Genomic DNA, 13,491 nt, shown 5'->3' with positions numbered 1-13,491 from the left:
CATTATGACGGAACACAAAGATTCCTCCGCCATGGTTGAAGAGACCACCCCAGCGGTTGAAACCTCAACACCTGAATCTACGCCAGCGCGTAAAGCGAAAAATAGCGCCACCGTGCTCAGCATTGTCGCTATCGCGATTGCGCTGGCAGTGGGCGGTGGCCTCTATATGTATGGGAAGCATCAGGCTCAACAGCAGGCCGCTGCCAGCCAGGCACTGGCCGCACAGCTCTCTGAACTGCAGCAGCAGTCGGTCAGCGACCGGCAGTCACTGGTTCAGCAGCTGGCAACGCAGACCAGCGCACTGGATACAGCGCGTCAGCAGCAAACGGCGATGAGCCAGCAGCTCGACGAACTGAAAGAGAAGGTTGCGACGATTTCCGGCAGCGATGCACAAACCTGGCTGCTGGCCCAGTCTGATTATCTGGTGAAAATGGCCGGGCGCAAGCTGTGGAGCGATCAGGATGTCACCACCGCCGCCGCGCTGCTGAAGAGCGCCGACGCCAGCCTGGCCGATATGAACGATCCCAGCCTGATCGACGCACGTCGCGCCCTGGCGCAGGATATCAGCACGCTTTCCACCCTCAGCCAGGTCGACTATGACGGCATCATCCTTAAGCTGAACCAGCTGTCTAACGGCGTGGATAATCTGCGCCTTGCCGACAACAACAGCGATGATGAGCCAATGGATGCCGACAGCGGCGAACTCTCTTCATCCCTGCGTGAATGGCGCCAGAACCTGGTGAAAAGCTGGCATAACTTTATGGATGATTTCATCACCATCCGCCGCCGCGATGCCACCGCTGAGCCGCTGCTGGCACCGAATCAGGACGTTTATCTGCGTGAAAATATCCGTTCGCGCCTGTTGATTGCCGCCCAGGCCGTACCGCGCCACCAGGACGAAATCTATAAGCAGTCGATCGATACCGTTTCCGCCTGGGTGCGTGCCTGGTTCGATACTAACGATGCCAGCACCAAGGCGTTTCTCAGCCAGCTCGATGAACTGAGCCAGCAGAGCGTGTCGATGGACGTGCCGGACGCGCTGGAAAGCCAGCCACTGCTGGATAAATTGATGCAGACCCGCGTACGTAACCTGTTGGCACAACCTTCTGTGAATGCCGCTAAACCCGCGCAGCAGGGAGAATAACCATGTTAAAAGTTCTCCTTCTTTTCCTGCTGTTAATCGCTGGCGTGGTGATTGGCCCAATGATAGCGGGCCATCAGGGCTATGTGCTGATCCAGACCGATAACTGGAATATTGAAACCAGCGTGACTGGCCTGGTGATTATGCTGGTGCTGGCGCTGCTGGCGATCCTCGCTATCGAATGGCTGCTGCGCCGCATTTTCCGCACCGGCGCCCGCACCCGTGGCTGGTTCACCGGTCGTAAACGCCGCAGCGCCCGCAAGCAGACCAATGCTGCGCTGGTGAAGCTGGCGGAAGGTGACTACCAGCAGGTGGAAAAACTGCTGTCGCGCCATGCCGATCACGCTGAGCAGCCTATGGTCAACTATCTGCTGGCCGCTGAGGCCGCTCAGCAGCGCGGTGACGAAATCCGCGCCAATCAGCATCTGGAACGTGCCACCGAGCTCAACGACGGCGACCCGCTGCCGGTTGAGATTACCCGCGTGCGCATCCAGCTGGCACGTAATGAAGATCACGCCGCCCGTCACGGCGTTGACCGCCTGCTGGAGATTGCTCCGCGTCATCCTGAAGTGCTGCGCCTGGCCGAGCAGGCTTACGTGCGCACTCAAGCATGGAGCGCGCTGTTAGATATTCTGCCAGCGATGGAGAAAGTGCAGGTGGGTGATGAAACTCATCGTGTTGCGCTACAGCAGCAGGCATGGCTGGGTCTGATGAGCCAGGCAATGGCCGATCAGGGCAGCGATGGCCTGAAGCGCTGGTGGCAGAATCAGAGCCGTAAAACGCGTCATGAAACTGCATTGCAGGTCGCCATGGCCGATCACCTGATCGTCTGTGACGACCATGACACCGCGCAGCAAATCGTGCTGGATGGCCTCAAGCGCCAGTATGATGAGCGCCTGGTGCTGCTGATGCCGCGCCTGAAAACCGGTAACCCGGAGCAGCTGGAAAAAGCACTGCGCCAGCAGATTAAGCAGCACGGCGCCACGCCGCTGCTGTACAGCACGCTGGGGCAACTGCTGATGCAGCACGGGGAGTGGGAACAGGCCAGTGAAGCCTTCCGTTCTGCGCTCGCGCAGCGCCCGGACGCGTTTGACTATGCCTGGCTGGCCGATACGCTGGACCGCCAGCACAAGCCGGAAGAAGCGGCCAGCATGCGTCGCGACGGCCTGCTGCTGACGCTGAAGAATAATCCCTGATGATTAAATGGTGCAACTAACCGGGCTCTGCCCGGTTTTTTTTTACTCTGTCGCATTAGCATCAGTGTCGGATCCAGATCGTCAACCTGACGTGAAAGTGATAACTCAATTACTGCATCACTCCCGGCTGGTCAGGTTAAATCGGTATTTCTGACACAGCACACAGAAACGACCCGCCTGTCGTTCAGGACGTAATGGACATTAGCGATAAAGCATTCATTTTTAATGAGTTTAATTCTGAGGCGACAGGTATTTTCAGTTATCAATAGAACATCAAACAAATCTAAAGAAAAATCTTCTTTTATTGAAAAAGAGAGTGCTTTAAAAGCACTTTCCATGCACGACATAACAATGATTGCCATCTCATGGGGATTTAAAGTGGTTTTTATTAGGTTATTACCAATGCTATTTCCCAGATAGGTTATTATTGATTCTCGTGGTTTGCCAGTGACGCATTCAATATCAACACCAATACTTTTAATTAATTTTGTAGCAGTATACGCACAAAGAGTTTCATTTTCTGAATGACTAAAAGACCACTTCCCTCTTCGCCGCTGAACTTTGTTAATCACTCCGATAAATGCACGTAAAATAATAGAGGAGATATATTTATTTTTCGTTAACTTACTGGAATTTAATATATACCCGGGTACATATAGCCACGATAGCTGAGACAACAATCTGACAACGCCATTATGGCGCTGCCTGAAAATATAAATACAACCTTCATCACCATTAAGAGTGTATAATAGCATTGGCTAACACATATAAGATTCAAAGATAACAGAAGACGCTACACCTCCCATCCCAAACGAATTTTTGAGTATATATCTGGGCCTAAATTCAGTGGTGTTTTTTACCAGATTGATCTCAGGGATATTATTATCCACCTTATTAAGATTGGCGATACCGGGAATATAACCATGCTTCAAATATGAAATGATGCATAGGATTTCCATCGCTCCCGCAGCGGCCATCATATGACCGTGGTTGGACTTCGTTGCCGTCACATACGGCTTATGTTGTTTAAAAATCTTAGCAATAGCATTAGCTTCATGTAAATCATTCTGCTGCGTTGATGTTCCGTGAGCACTGATGGCATCTATATCTGCAGGATTCAGTTTTGATCGCTCCAGTGCTCTCAACATGGCAGAGGTCATTTCAGTTTCATCAGTATGGGGTGTGACAATATGTTGTGCACTCATCGAAAACCCATGCCCACAAATTCGCAGCAAAGGGCTGTCGCCCCGCTTTAAGACTTCGGACTCTCTCTCAATCAAAAACAGGACTGCCCCTTCAGACAGTACAAATCCGCCCCTGTCTTTATCGAATGGTCTTGACATTTCATCGGCGTTAAAGCGCACATCGGTACTGACGACTCCCATCCCCTCAAAGAGGGCCAAATCGAAGGGGGTGACCTTAGCAGATATGCCACCACATATTACCGCTCTTGCCGTGCCTGACTCTATACTCTCTATAGCCATCGATACACTTTGTAAAGATGCGGCACAAACACCGGGCAAGGTGATTGAAAATGCAGAGAATGGTATATGTTTTTTTACTTCATTAATAAGGCCTCCGGGAGTGCTAGCCTCGAAAAGTTTTGCATCGAAACTGTCTCTCGCTGCGGTGAATACAGATTCTTTAGTGATATCTCCGGATAAATTATCATGAACAGCTTTGCAGATATTAACATCTAAAATAGGTTGCTCAACACCAAGAATACAGCCTACTTCATGCGGATCATAGTAATTGAAGATATTAATTTTTCGAATTAATTGACTGGCCGCATCTCTGGCATAGAGAACCTCATAGGGGGTACTTTCATTTTTGGCTGGCCATGCGAGATTTCTATTGTACGCCTGGGGAATTCCGGCAAACTTACACTTATAATCTTCAGTATGAAATTTATTTATTTCAGAAAAACCAGAAACTTTATTCTTCAGAAAAGGAGAGACCTCATCAATAGAGTTTCCTAATGGTGTTATGGCACTGTAAACGCTAATACACAGAGGAGAAACGGATGCTTCAGCCTTGTTCATTTCATACTCCTTTTTGTATAACAGCGCAACCGAAACCATATTGCGAGTCATATCCTGATAAATAAGCTATGGATTGATCCGGAACATTATCATCGTTCATGAAACATGCAAGTTTCGTTAACATATCTGGGCGGCCAGCATATCCAATCACATCATAATCAATCTTCTTCAGGGAACTCCTGGCGATCGCATCGTCATCCCATTCATGCAATCGTTCCCCAAAAGGAATAAAATAAACGGCATCATCGGTAGCAGGTAAATATTTGTCTAAATATATCGATAAGTCTGCAGATTGATCGCTGGTTAATACAACATCCTGAATGCTGCCAATACTTTGAGGTGTGTAGTCCCCCGTAAGCAGAGCACACCCTCCCCATGTCATATTTTGAATAAAACTGTTTGCTAATTTATTTTTACGTTGAATAACTCTATCTTTCGTTCCGGTTTGTCCACCTGCACTGACGATAAGCGTTGGACGGTTGTTCTGAATAAAATTCAAAGAAACTAATTCACTTAAATTACCTGCATCTACCGGCAATCCCTTTCCGTTATTGTTCAAAATTTTTGATATGTGGTATAAGGTATTTGTCGGGAGCCCTCTTAATAGCTCCAGTGGATTAACGACTTCGGAAAACAGTGCCAGTGAATGCCAAAAATTATCTTTCCCCCGCTCCTTGATATGTGCGATACCATCGCACAGTAAATTATCATCAAAAGCGTAATCACATGCTGTAAATATGTCCCAGTCAGACCTGTCATCATAACTATTTTGTGATAGTAAATCATGCAGTGCATTCACGGCCATCAATGTTATTGAATTTAAAACAGCACGATCTTCGCGCTGTATCATATCTCTGCTGGTTAAAGATACATTTTTGTTAATCAGAGTAGTCGCTTTGTTATTTAATATAGCCCGCAACTCACTCAGCGAACCATATCTTCCACCATTAACTCCTATTCCATTAATATACACCTTACTCACTTTATCTCCTGACTTAGCCTTTTGGTAATATAGTTAATAGTGAAGTACTCCATCAATTCCTTCGCGGTGATTTTTCTATTCATGATGAGACACTCCTCGCTGAGCAATAAGCATTCATTGATTTTTTTCAAACCCAAATCCGTCCATGTATTTTCAGATGAGTAATAATCAGGGTTATCCATTAAACTTTTAACAGGCCAGAGATGTTCATCCTTTGAAATCACATTGAATTCCTTTCTGATTTCAAATGCAAAATCGATGAAATCAACAGAAGACATATCGTAGATTAAAAAAAGAGACTTATCATTCTCCAGGTGGGTATCTTCACTGAGATACATCACTTTTTTAAACACATTTTTGATTCTTTCTTGAATGTTCAAAATACTTTTTCTCCATTCCCAATAACGATGGTATTACCCGTGGTAACATTTTTGTTGTTTATAAAAAATGCAGCAACCTTCGCCACGTCAGTTGTTTGTAGCATTTTTCTTGCTGGTATAGACCTTAAGATATCGTTATATGATGCCCCCGATATTTCACGACAGTTATGCATCATTTTCGTATCGACAAAACCCGGTGATATACATAATGTTCTGACATTAAACCTGGCCAGTTCGAGACTCAATGAGGCAAGATATCTTTCAGTAGCAATTTTCGTTGCACCGTAAACAGAGTCGCCAATTGATGCTTTGCCAGATGATATTGAGCTGAAATAAACCAACAGGTTATCTTTTTCCTTTGACTCAACCATTTTTTTACTTAAATGATTAAAAATTAAGGTTGGGGAAACGAAATTCAGGTTTGTTATTCTGACAATATCATCCTGAGCAAGATCGTGACACAACTTACACGGATTCTCACCTGGACAGTAGATTACACTATCGTAATTGACTTCAGCTATATCATTAAGAAAATCAGATACTGCATCCAGATCGGTTAGGTTTACTTTAAATGAGTTAGTGAACTTAACTTCTTCTAAGATCTCATCCTTACATCCTACATTAGTAAAATAGGTAAAATCGATAGAATAGCCATCACCGGCAAGCGAGGATATTACCTTCCTGCCTATTTCAGAGGTTCCACCGACTACTAAAACTCTAGATGTTGAAGCATTATCTTTTTTAGACATACAATTGCTCTAATCATGAAAGTGCGAATTTATATAATTTATTCTCAGCATTTTTTGTGATGAAGATCACACAAACCGCAGCGTTACCTGACTCACTCGGCTTAATTAAGGATATTTAATGGCTTTTCTGGATCTATGCGAAATTAAAAACTCAAACCACGAGCAAATTGAAGGATTTCCAACTGGACGCCTGTTGATCAAAAATTACACTATGTCTTACCTTAGAAAAAATGAGGCGCTGCTAATTGAAGGAATCCATCAGTTTTCTTCTCTTGTAGCTGAAAGTGTATTTGGTAAACATCCGGACAGCGTTTATATTCCTGTGATGATTAAAAACATGGATATTTATGATCCGATAAATCTGGAAAAAGTGGTTCTCAAAGGAGAGATGATTTCATCTGGTGAATTTATACATGTCAGAACAACGCAGATAGTTTCAGATCAGATATCAGGACGTGCAGATGTTTTTCTGATAAAGATACCACTCACTAACTGCGATACATCAGTTGATATGCTTAGTTATGGTTCTGATTTGTTTAATATACTTGAAGTTGAAAAATTAAAGGATAGGTTACTTATTAGATTTAAAATAAATGAATTCCATCACATACTAAAAAATCATTTCTCTGGCTATCCTGTTTGTCCGGCCTCTTTAATCATTGAGTTTATTAGTGATATTTTATTAAATTACGGATTCAATACGCATTTTCAAGTCCACAATGCTAAATTCTTAAATCCCCTGCAACCTTGCAATGAATATGAATTGGAAATGCAGCTTTCTGAATCAGCTGTCTCATTCATTATCACAGGTCCGCAACAGATCAGGCTTACAGCTGGTAAATTGATTTATCAGTAAAAATTGAATCAACAGTATGTAAAAACTGTTTTAGAGATGTCAAACATCCATTAAGAGTGCATACAAAAAGAACAATCCATAGGAGACATGTTTTCATTGTCCGGCGAGTTTTTTCGCCAGTTATTATGACCCGACGTATCTGCAACCTGAACGATGACGGGCACCAGGTAAAAAAAAAGACCTGCCATCTGGCAGGTCTGAATATCAGGTCGGTTAAGACAACCGATTGGTACCCGACTCAACGTTTTGCCCGATAAATCCAATAAGGCGTAAGCGATATTGGCTGGCTGGACAACAGGTACCGTAATGTGGCTCTGCATCATTCCCAGGTTTATGAAGCGTTAGCAAACATAAGAGGTGGAATGAGCATCTACAGGGATAGTATTGCATATGCCGTGCCAGAATGGTATTTCTCTGCTTCTCAATATTCTATCTCTATGATTTATCGATATTTAAAATTTAAGATTGCTATAACCGCTCAGGGTTGTGTCGTTAAAAACCCACATCCCCCTCTTCCCTACGTCGCTGATTAGAGACAAGTAAAGCAAAGTCAGGTAAACACATTTTAAAACAAGTGGTTAGATGTCTCTGAACAGAGACGAACTGATAATGCGTGGAGTGATAATATCGGGACGGGTCCGCTGCACAGGCACTTCTTCACGGAAAGAAAGGAGGGGAAGGTCATCTCTACAGACGAAAAAAAACCTGCTTTTTCAAGCAGGTTTCTTAAATTGGTCGGCGAGAGAGGATTGCGGCTCTGCGAGCCGCCCTGCGGGCCGTTGCTAAAGCAACGCTGTCTCGCTGCGCTCGGCTCAAACCTCCTTCGGAGGTTCTCATCCTCATTGGCTACAGACGAAAAAAAACCTGCTTTTTCAAGCAGGTTTCTTAAATTGGTCGGCGAGAGAGGATTCGAACCTCCGACCCACTGGTCCCAAACCAGTTGCGCTACCAAGCTGCGCTACTCGCCGAATACTTCTTTTTGCCACTACTTTTCTTATCGTTGCCCAAACCTTCAGGTTTTAAGCAAAAACCCCGCAGTACAGCAGGGTCTTAAAATTGGTCGGCGAGAGAGGATTCGAACCTCCGACCCACTGGTCCCAAACCAGTTGCGCTACCAAGCTGCGCTACTCGCCGAATACTGCTGGCACTTCTTTGCTACAGATTTTGTGGTGCGAAGAGAGGGACTTGAACCCTCACGTCCGTTAAGACACTAACACCTGAAGCTAGCGCGTCTACCAATTCCGCCACCTTCGCATACGACAAAATCTTTACTAAAAATCTGGGGTGGCTAATGGGACTCGAACCCACGACAACTGGAATCACAATCCAGGGCTCTACCAACTGAGCTATAGCCACCATACCTGATTTCTTTACTGCTTGTTGCGACTGCTTTACTTCTTACTAACGCGGTAAATGTTACCACCGCCGCTCATTGCGCACAAAATTCATGGTGCGCCCGACAGGATTCGAACCTGAGACCTCTGCCTCCGGAGGGCAGCGCTCTATCCAGCTGAGCTACGGGCGCGTAGCGCCGTTGCGGATGTGCATACTACGGACGGGAGCCTTACCTGTCCAGTGCTTTTTTCACAAAAAAACGCGTTTGATTACGCTTTGTGCATTCCGTCTAAAGTCACAGCGTTTTTCTGCCTCTTTATGGCAAAAAAGCCACTAAATAGCCGGGTTAGAGAAAATTGTCCCAGGCGTTAAAGATCGCCGCGCCAGTGATATTTAAGGTATTTCAGCAGTCGCAGCTGGCGCTTTAGGCGGGAAGGCTGCGACAGAAGGCGGTAAAGCCACTCCAGACCCATTTTCTGCCATATCTTTGGCGCACGCTTCACGTGGCCGGTAAACACGTCGTAGGTACCGCCTACTCCCATATATAGCGCATCCGGGTAAACGGCTTTACAGTCGCGCATCAGGATCTCCTGGCGCGGCGAGCCCATCGCGACGGTTACCAGCCTGGCGCCGCTGGCCTGAATGCGGGCAAACAGCGCATCACGCTCGGCGGGGGTGAAGAAGCCGTCCTGAGCGCCAACGATATTCACATTCCAGCGGCGGCGCAGCTGGTCCTGAGTCTGCGCCAGCACCGACTCCCGCCCGCCAATCAGAAACACCGGCGTGCCTTCGCGCCCGGCGCGCTCCATCAACGCTTCCCACAGATCGGCGCCGGCAATACGTGACACCTCGGCCTGCGGATACTTCTTGCGGATCGAACGTACAATACTGATGCCATCGGCATACTTATATTCTGCCGCGGCAATCAGCTCAGCCACTGCCGCATCTGCTTCAGCCGTCAGCACTTTCTCGGCGTTGATCGCCACCAGCGTGCCGGTTTTCAGCTTACCGTCGTGATTGAGGTAGTCGACAAACTGCGCCATATCACTAAAGCCTGACAGCGTAATGCCGCGAATCTGATAGTGCGGCACGGTTACAGGGGCATTCATCGGGATTTCCTTGAGGTCATAAGCAAAACAAAGTCTACAGCTGTGGCGACAGCGGGCGGCTGGCCGCGCGCGGACGAACTACCCCGGCCACATCCAGCAGCCAGTACAGCAGCTTAGCGGCCACCACGCAGGCAGCAAAAATAATACAGAAGAACACCACGCGTGAAGCAAACGCATCCAGCCCCTCACGCGCCAGCACGATCATGTTAAACACCGCGCCAAAACAGAAGCTTTGCAGAATTGCGGCTTTGTAGCGGTTGGGTTCATGGCGCCCTTTGTCGTACAGCCAGTCAAACCATTTGATAATCATGCCGACGGCAACCGCACCCAGCGGGATAAACAGCGCGCCGCCCATCACCACCAGTGAGCCAATCAGCGTGGGGGAAATCGCCAGGCCCGAGTGGTTATCCAGCACTTCCCAGGTAAAGTAGTTCGCGCTGTTAAGCACTTCGGTTGGCCGCCCGTGCCACAGCCAGCTGGGGATAAACACGTAGAAATCGCGCCAGATGGGGGCCAGCCCCTGAAAATCAATCTTGTCGTAGTTTTGCAGCAGCAGGCCGAGATTCTCCCAGGGGGAGAAGGTATCCCGCGTCAGATAGAGGAAGGTGTAGAACGCCTCCGGACCGCTAACGTCGAGGTTGTAGCGCTTGAGCGCCAGCCAGAACATGCCAACAATACCGCCCACGCCCGCCAGCACCAGCATCCAGAGCGTGATCCAGCCGCGAATAATGCCGATAAACAGAAACAGGGCGAAAGCGATGATGATATTGGCGCGCGTGCCGCCAACGATGGTGTAGGTCAGCAGACCAAAGCCGACGGTGGCCACGAGGAAGAACAGCCAGCCGCGTAAATCCTGCTTGAGGAAGTAAACCACCAGCATCGCCGGAATAAAGAAGTAGAAGAAGCGCTTGAGCGCCACGCCGGAGACATCCGCAGAGAAAATCTGGCTGTAGCTGTGCAGCTTAAACAGCAGAAAGCCGTTATGCATAAAGAACACGCTGACGGTGCCCAGCGCCACCAGCGCCATCAGTCCCCAGCTCAGGTGGGCTTCAATACGGTTGATGGTGAATATCTGTCGTGCAGGAGCCGTGCTGCGCGCGCGCAGCCGGGTCTTGTAGCTGACATAGTAGATGGCATAGAAACAGCCCGCCGACAGCAGCGCCTGTAAAAGATACTCTGGCGGCACCACCTGCACGTCAAAGCCAAATACCAGCAGGCAGGTCAGCGGAAAACCAAAGAAGAAGGTCAGCAAAAACAGCAGCGAGAAGAAGACGTTGAAGTTGAAGCGCACGCGCCTGAACTCACGCCATGTCAGCGTCAGGATAAATCCGCCGCAGCACAGGTACACCACCAGCAGACCGACAAACTCGAATAAGGTCATGCGCTCTCCCCTTCCACCATTTGCAGCGCCTGCTGCCAGCCCGCCAGATAGCCCGGCTCGAAAAAGGCGATGCGGCTTTTATCCAGGCTCTGCAGCTGACGCCGCGCCTCCGCGACAGTCGCCGCATCCAGCGCATCGCCGTTAAACAGCACCGGCACCTGCTGCTCGGCCAGGTCCTGCCAGAACGGGTTTTTGCGGTTCAACACAAACGGCACGTTGGCCTGCATCAGCAGACACAGCGTGCCGATCCCCTGCTGGCGCTCGAAGATAAAATAGCCGAGGTGACAGCGAGACAGCAGCTGTAAATAGTTATCGAACGCCAGCTTCTCCGTCAACAGCTGCACGTGGCCCGGTGCAAAAAGCGCATCCGCAGCCGCACGCACGCGCCCGATGTAGACGTCATTGTTGGCCGGGTAGCCCAGCGGCACCAGCACCTGCACCCCATTGCCGAACTGCTGATGGATCTCCTCTAACGCCTGAATATGACGATTGCTGGCATCCCCGGAATTACCGAGCAGGATGGTCAGCGGGCCGTCAGCAGCCTGGCTTTCCGGCACGCTATCCGCCAGCCGGGTCGGGAAGTAGAGCAGCGATGCCGGCACGCGCGGGCAGCGCTGGTGAAAGTGATTGATGTCGCCACGGGTGGCAAACACATGCCCCACGCGTTTTTGCGCCTGGCGCCGCAGCATATAGAACAGACGAAACTTCAGGCTGGCCGCATCTTCATACAGATCGGCCCCCCAGATATGCCAGTAAAACTGCTGGCGTGCGATCCTGCCCGCCAGCAGGGCCAGCCACAGGCGTGGATTGAACTGCCCGTGGCAGAAGAAGCGCGTGCTGCGCTGCTGGCTGGCGGTAGCAATCGTCGTCTGCGCCAGCTCCGCCTTGCTTGAGAACAAGCGAATAGCCAGCTGCGGATACTGCCCAGCCAGGGTGGCCTGCCCGCTCACCACCCAAAACTCACGCGGCGTTGAAGATGGGGCAACTTCATGTAAAACCTGGTTAAAAAAGCCCAGCACCGTCGCGTTGTGATGCGGAATATCTGAGCCTAAAAGATGAATTACTCTGGTCATACTCGTCTACGATAGATAATAAAAACGCCAGCACAGAGTGCAAAGTAAGCGACATAGGTCGCCATATACGCCTGAGCTGCGCCTGCTGCGCCGTGCAGCGGGATCAGCCAGCGGGAAAAACCGGTCAGCAGCGCAAACTGGCTGACCTCGGTAAGAATATAAAAACGCAGTGACGCTTTGGCGATCACCAGGTAACCAAATACGTAGCAGCCGACTTTCAGCACATCGCCAATCAGCTGCCAGACAAACAGGTCACGCATGCCGGTGAACTGGCTGGAGAACAGCAGCCAGATGGCAAAGTCGCGCAGTAGCCAGACGCTGAAGCTGACCGCAGCGACGGCGGGCAGGACGAAGCGCAGCGACTTGAGGATCTCACGCGAAATCTCGGCCTTCGTCTGCAGGCGGGCCAGCGTAGGTAGCAGATAGACGCTGAACGAGGCGGTAATAAACTGCAGGTAGGCATCCGAAATACTGCTCACCCCCTGCCATAAACCAACCTGCTCCCAGCCCGCGTGCTGCGCCAGCAGGTTACGCATCATCATCCACGCCACCGGCAGCGTGACTGCGGTGATCAGCGCCATCAGCGTAAACTTACCCAGGCTGCGCACATACTCCGGCCGCCACTGCGGCAGCAGATAGCGCATCGGCAAATGGCCGCGCCGCGCCAGTAGCCACACCGCAGGCACCACGACCAGAGCCGGGACCATGGCCAGACCCACCAGCGCGCCGCTATAGCCGCCGAGCCAGTAGCAGACAAACCACGCGGCCACCCCGATCGCGCTGCCGACAATCAGCGCCAGCGCGTTGCCTGCGGCATCGCGGAAGCCTTTCATGATCGCCAGCGCGAGGTTAGCCCAGGCGATGCCCAGCTGCAGGAAGGCGACGATGCGGATCACCTGCTGATACTGCTCGTGGCCAAACAGTGCCCGGCTTATTGGCGCAGCAAACAGCAGGAACACGGCCGCCAGCAGCAGGGAGAATCCGAGCACCATCGCCGACGCCGTGCCAAGAACCCCGCGCAGTTCTGCTGGCTGCTGCTGAGTCTGTGCGACATATTTGGTCACGCCGTTGAAAATTCCGGCCCCTGCCAGCACGCCAAGCACGGTGATCAGCTGGCGGAAGTTACCCGCCTGCCCAACCCCCGCAGGTCCGTAGGTCACTGCCAGCATTTTTACCACCAGCAGCCCGGCAGCAATCTTTACCAGTGTGGAAACGGCCGTCCACACCGACGCTTTTGCCAGTGACAT

General features: G+C 50.0%; 12 protein-coding genes, 5 tRNA genes and 1 other RNA gene. 3 read left to right on the top strand and 15 right to left on the bottom strand.

The annotated features are described in order from the left end of the window. Positions 1–4: 4 nt before the first annotated feature. Together hemX and hemY are read left to right on the top strand one after the other, a co-directional pair. The gene (gene hemX, locus J2Y91_RS09035; RefSeq protein WP_133622255.1) at positions 5–1,144 is read left to right on the top strand and encodes a uroporphyrinogen-III C-methyltransferase; all 1,140 of its coding nucleotides are present in this window, start codon (positions 5–7) and stop codon (positions 1,142–1,144) included. A gap of 2 nt (positions 1,145–1,146) precedes the next feature. Further along, positions 1,147–2,337 carry a protoheme IX biogenesis protein HemY gene (gene hemY / locus J2Y91_RS09030; RefSeq protein WP_048914360.1) on the top strand — a complete coding sequence of 397 codons (1,191 nt, stop codon included), beginning with the start codon at positions 1,147–1,149 and terminating at the stop codon, positions 2,335–2,337. Between the two features lie 131 nt (positions 2,338–2,468). Here hemY and J2Y91_RS09025 read toward each other — a convergent pair whose 3' ends face one another. The 5 genes from J2Y91_RS09025 to J2Y91_RS09005 are packed head-to-tail and all read right to left on the bottom strand — an operon-like array spanning position 2,469 to position 6,490. Next, positions 2,469–3,092, bottom strand: a complete 624-nt coding sequence (locus J2Y91_RS09025; protein WP_133622256.1) for a 4'-phosphopantetheinyl transferase family protein — start codon at positions 3,090–3,092, stop codon at positions 2,469–2,471. 3 nt (positions 3,093–3,095) lie between these two features. Then, positions 3,096–4,379: a beta-ketoacyl-[acyl-carrier-protein] synthase family protein gene (locus J2Y91_RS09020; protein WP_166643135.1), complete on the bottom strand. Its 1,284-nt coding sequence runs from the start codon at positions 4,377–4,379 to the stop codon at positions 3,096–3,098. Position 4,380: 1 nt separating this feature from the next. Further along, entirely contained in the window at positions 4,381–5,361 is a 981-nt protein-coding gene (locus tag J2Y91_RS09015) for a hypothetical protein (RefSeq protein ID WP_253537922.1), read from the bottom strand. Next, positions 5,358–5,741 carry an acyl carrier protein gene (locus tag J2Y91_RS09010; protein ID WP_253537920.1) on the bottom strand — a complete coding sequence of 128 codons (384 nt, stop codon included), beginning with the start codon at positions 5,739–5,741 and terminating at the stop codon, positions 5,358–5,360. The genes J2Y91_RS09015 and J2Y91_RS09010 overlap by 4 nt, the downstream gene beginning before the upstream one ends. Then, positions 5,738–6,490 (bottom strand): SDR family oxidoreductase, encoded by a 753-nt coding sequence (locus tag J2Y91_RS09005; protein WP_253537917.1) that lies wholly within the window; start codon positions 6,488–6,490, stop codon positions 5,738–5,740. Before J2Y91_RS09005 ends, J2Y91_RS09010 begins: the two co-directional genes overlap by 4 nt. A gap of 118 nt (positions 6,491–6,608) precedes the next feature. Between J2Y91_RS09005 and J2Y91_RS09000 the strand changes: the two genes are divergently transcribed. After that, positions 6,609–7,346, top strand: coding sequence for an ApeI family dehydratase (locus J2Y91_RS09000; RefSeq protein ID WP_253537915.1), 738 nt, complete (start codon positions 6,609–6,611; stop codon positions 7,344–7,346). 732 nt (positions 7,347–8,078) lie between these two features. Here J2Y91_RS09000 and J2Y91_RS08995 read toward each other — a convergent pair. The 10 genes from J2Y91_RS08995 to wzxE all read right to left on the bottom strand — a co-directional run bounded on the left by J2Y91_RS08995 (position 8,079) and on the right by wzxE (position 13,491). Further along, positions 8,079–8,204: non-coding RNA, RtT sRNA (locus tag J2Y91_RS08995), on the bottom strand. 33 nt (positions 8,205–8,237) lie between these two features. Next, positions 8,238–8,314 (bottom strand) — tRNA-Pro (locus J2Y91_RS08990). Between the two features lie 89 nt (positions 8,315–8,403). Then, positions 8,404–8,480: transfer RNA gene (locus J2Y91_RS08985), tRNA-Pro, on the bottom strand. A 33-nt stretch (positions 8,481–8,513) separates the two neighbouring features. Continuing rightward, positions 8,514–8,600: transfer RNA gene (locus J2Y91_RS08980), tRNA-Leu, on the bottom strand. Between the two features lie 26 nt (positions 8,601–8,626). After that, positions 8,627–8,702: transfer RNA gene (locus J2Y91_RS08975), tRNA-His, on the bottom strand. 92 nt (positions 8,703–8,794) lie between these two features. Then, a tRNA-Arg gene (locus J2Y91_RS08970) sits at positions 8,795–8,871 on the bottom strand. A 178-nt stretch (positions 8,872–9,049) separates the two neighbouring features. Beyond that, positions 9,050–9,790 (bottom strand): lipopolysaccharide N-acetylmannosaminouronosyltransferase, encoded by a 741-nt coding sequence (gene wecG, locus J2Y91_RS08965; protein ID WP_253537912.1) that lies wholly within the window; start codon positions 9,788–9,790, stop codon positions 9,050–9,052. A gap of 34 nt (positions 9,791–9,824) precedes the next feature. Beyond that, positions 9,825–11,171, bottom strand: coding sequence for an ECA oligosaccharide polymerase (wzyE, locus tag J2Y91_RS08960; RefSeq protein WP_253537909.1), 1,347 nt, complete (start codon positions 11,169–11,171; stop codon positions 9,825–9,827). Further along, the gene (wecF, locus tag J2Y91_RS08955) at positions 11,168–12,244 is read right to left on the bottom strand and encodes a TDP-N-acetylfucosamine:lipid II N-acetylfucosaminyltransferase (protein ID WP_253537907.1); all 1,077 of its coding nucleotides are present in this window, start codon (positions 12,242–12,244) and stop codon (positions 11,168–11,170) included. The genes wzyE and wecF overlap by 4 nt, the downstream gene beginning before the upstream one ends. After that, complete coding sequence (wzxE, locus tag J2Y91_RS08950; protein WP_253537904.1) at positions 12,241–13,491, bottom strand: lipid III flippase WzxE; 1,251 nt, start codon at positions 13,489–13,491, stop codon at positions 12,241–12,243. Before wzxE ends, wecF begins: the two co-directional genes overlap by 4 nt.

Origin of the sequence: Erwinia aphidicola (assembly GCF_024169515.1) — a bacterium.
Lineage (GTDB): Bacteria > Pseudomonadota > Gammaproteobacteria > Enterobacterales > Enterobacteriaceae > Erwinia > Erwinia aphidicola.
The sequence above is the reverse complement of the archived record's forward strand: the minus strand, read 5'-3'. Positions and strand labels throughout refer to the sequence as shown.